Origin of the sequence: Paenibacillus sp. E194 (assembly GCF_000935845.1) — a bacterium.
In the GTDB taxonomy this organism is placed as follows: domain Bacteria; phylum Bacillota; class Bacilli; order Paenibacillales; family Paenibacillaceae; genus Paenibacillus_B; species Paenibacillus_B alvei_B.
The window spans coordinates 1-2,452 of the sequence record NZ_JMDX01000433.1 but is presented as its reverse complement, the minus strand read 5'-3'; the positions used below and the strand labels follow the sequence as shown (position 1 = coordinate 2,452).

Here is a 2,452-nt window from a genome sequence, read left to right as displayed (position 1 = left end):
ATGATCCAGCGCCAATTGCTAGGCGGATTATGCAAATGAGTGTGCCGGACGGCAATGTGCTTATCGAGAATATATTTATTACGGATCACATGTTGGATACACCAATTGAAGAACCTCGCAGGTGGAAGGGAATCGTGCAGGATACCGTTCTTACCGATGAACATGCACAGAAGCTGCGAAGCATGTCTTCGATCTTGCCGGAAAGCTATCGTGAGATGTTGGTGGAGGCGGATTATCACCTCTCATCAGGAGCCTACATGATGCTGCCCGGAAATTGTCCAGAGCTGGTCTCGATCGGATTCCAAATGTCTGCCGCTACTCCTGTGCGTTAATTGATTCCAAACGAAGGGATTTCACAATGAGGAGAGATTGCAGGAAGCTATTCAATCTCCGTATGCCTATTGTACAACGATACAGCTTGGATTACGTAAGAAAGGCAGGGTGAATCCGATTGAGTCTGACATCCTTTCACTACCGTTGTTCCCAACAGGTGGATCAGCCGTTAATGACGATCGAGCAATCCTCTTTTCGCTGTAGATTTGCTTACGCACGAGCGGGAGAGACGGCGCAATATAAGGATAACAATCAAGATTATTTGGCCTTTCGCATAGATGGTGGTTCGCTCAGCTTTGTATTATGCGATGGGGTCAGTTTGAGCTACCAAGGAGATTTTGCTGCGAGGTTTCTAGGTGCCCATTTATTGGACTGGATTGCTGTTCAGTCTGAATTGAATGCCGAGTCTTTGCATGCTTATCTGGATTCTCTACGTGATGCAGCAGCTGAGCAAATGTCTGGGCTGCCGATTCCCTCGGGACTCCCTCCACTTGTGAAGGAAGTATTGGAAGACAAGAAACGAATCGGCAGCGAGGCGATGTTCACCTGCGGGCGGATCGATGGCACTGATGGAACGGATGAAGCAGAGCCGTATAGTCGAATATGGCTTGCATGGCATGGGGACGGGCGACGTCGATTATGGCAGCATGAACAAGAAAGCTGCAATCTATTCGAGTCTTCCAGCTCAAGTGGACAACGGTGGTCAGTCTATCGTGGTCTCATCGGCGGAAGAGCTCATACCTTGCACCACCATATTGAAGGCAATGCACCCCTTCGGCTGATGGTGTATACCGACGGGTTCTCCGAATTGGACAGCCTGCCGTATCCGCCCGCAGACGAAGTGCTCCGCCATAAGCTGGAGTATCGAAATGGAGAAATGCTGGAGGATGATGTGTCTCTGCTCGACATAAGCTGGTCATCTCGTGGAAAATAAGGAGATATGCCAATATATCACATGCCGAACGCTTGCGAGTAAGGTATAATCGTAGCAAAGGAAATTTGAAGCTGGGCCTCTCTTGTCTATCTGCAGATACAGGTGACGAACTGCAGTGCTCGACAAATGGGAAATAAAGAGACGGCATCCAAGCTGAGGAAGGTTGCCACATGAAGAGAAAACACGCAGATCGCTACGATTGGAAACGGATTTTGTCCAAGCAGTTCGCGCTAACTGAAGTAGATTCTCCGGAATTTACAGGCTACATCTCTCTGATTAAATTCAATGCGGTGCGGCAGCCGTTAACAGTGACAATGGACGGGAAGAGAATAAAGCTCGTAGATACAGGATATTGCTGGATGCAATATTTCCCCTTGCATGAGCATTATTCAATTACGACTGTATTTGATGAACAGGGAGAGGTCATGCAGTGGTACGTGGATGTTTGTGAACCGGTCGGAACGGACGAACGGGGCATCCCCTATTTCGACGACTTATACTTGGATGTTGTGCTGCTGCCTTCAGGCCATATCTTCCTCTTGGATGAAGATGAGCTGGAAGAAGCTCTGGAGTGGGGACGCATTACCCATGATCAATACAGCATAGCTGTGAAAGAAGCTTCCCGACTTGTTCAAGAAGTGAAGGAACACCCATTAGTTAGACGAAGTAAAGAGGACTTTATAATGATGCAGCAATTGCTTGTGCCATGAGAGAAGACTGATATCAGTCTTCTTTATTTCTTTATAGCACTTGTTCGCATATCCGCATAACTTGACTCCGTAATTAGATCCTATCTATAACTGGAAGTTATTTCGTATTGGTATGCAGTAGGCTAATTTAGTTCTAGTCACCATTACCCAACCAATTTCGGCGCTCATTTGACCAAGGGATGGGTGTGGGTTGAAACTTTTTCCATACCTGATGCGTCTAAGATATGTGCCTTGCAATTTGGTTGATACAGAAGTGATAACAGCCTATTTTTCGTCGAGCTGCGGGTATGAATTTACTAGCCCAACAGCAATTGTCATGTATGCGCTCACACTGGCCTTGCTTCTTATCACTGCTGTACTCACATTGCGCAAATAGGAAGGAAACGTAAAAAGGGAAGTGACAATGCCGACATTAGCCGATTGTTCGGACAAGCAGTAGCGCAGCTGCACAGTGCAGCAGACTACGTTTACCAAG

Annotated in this window: 3 protein-coding genes and 1 pseudogene; 3 read left to right on the top strand and 1 reads right to left on the bottom strand. The window is 47.1% G+C overall.

Annotated elements, in window-relative coordinates; translation table 11 throughout:
- The 3 genes and pseudogenes from AZ66_RS28575 to AZ66_RS28565 form a co-directional block, all read left to right on the top strand.
- Nucleotides 1-332: pseudogene (locus AZ66_RS28575) on the top strand (hypothetical protein); the annotation flags it as partial.
- A 119-nt stretch (nt 333-451) separates the two neighbouring features.
- Nucleotides 452-1,267 carry a hypothetical protein gene (locus tag AZ66_RS28570; RefSeq protein ID WP_156160128.1) on the top strand — a complete coding sequence of 272 codons (816 nt, stop codon included), beginning with the start codon at nt 452-454 and terminating at the stop codon, nt 1,265-1,267.
- 170 nt (nt 1,268-1,437) lie between these two features.
- Complete coding sequence (locus AZ66_RS28565; protein WP_021261877.1) at nt 1,438-1,977, top strand: DUF402 domain-containing protein; 540 nt, start codon at nt 1,438-1,440, stop codon at nt 1,975-1,977.
- A 264-nt stretch (nt 1,978-2,241) separates the two neighbouring features.
- Here AZ66_RS28565 and AZ66_RS33180 read toward each other — a convergent pair.
- Nucleotides 2,242-2,452 (bottom strand): hypothetical protein (locus tag AZ66_RS33180; protein WP_044358029.1); only part of this gene is annotated, 211 nt, incomplete at its 5' end.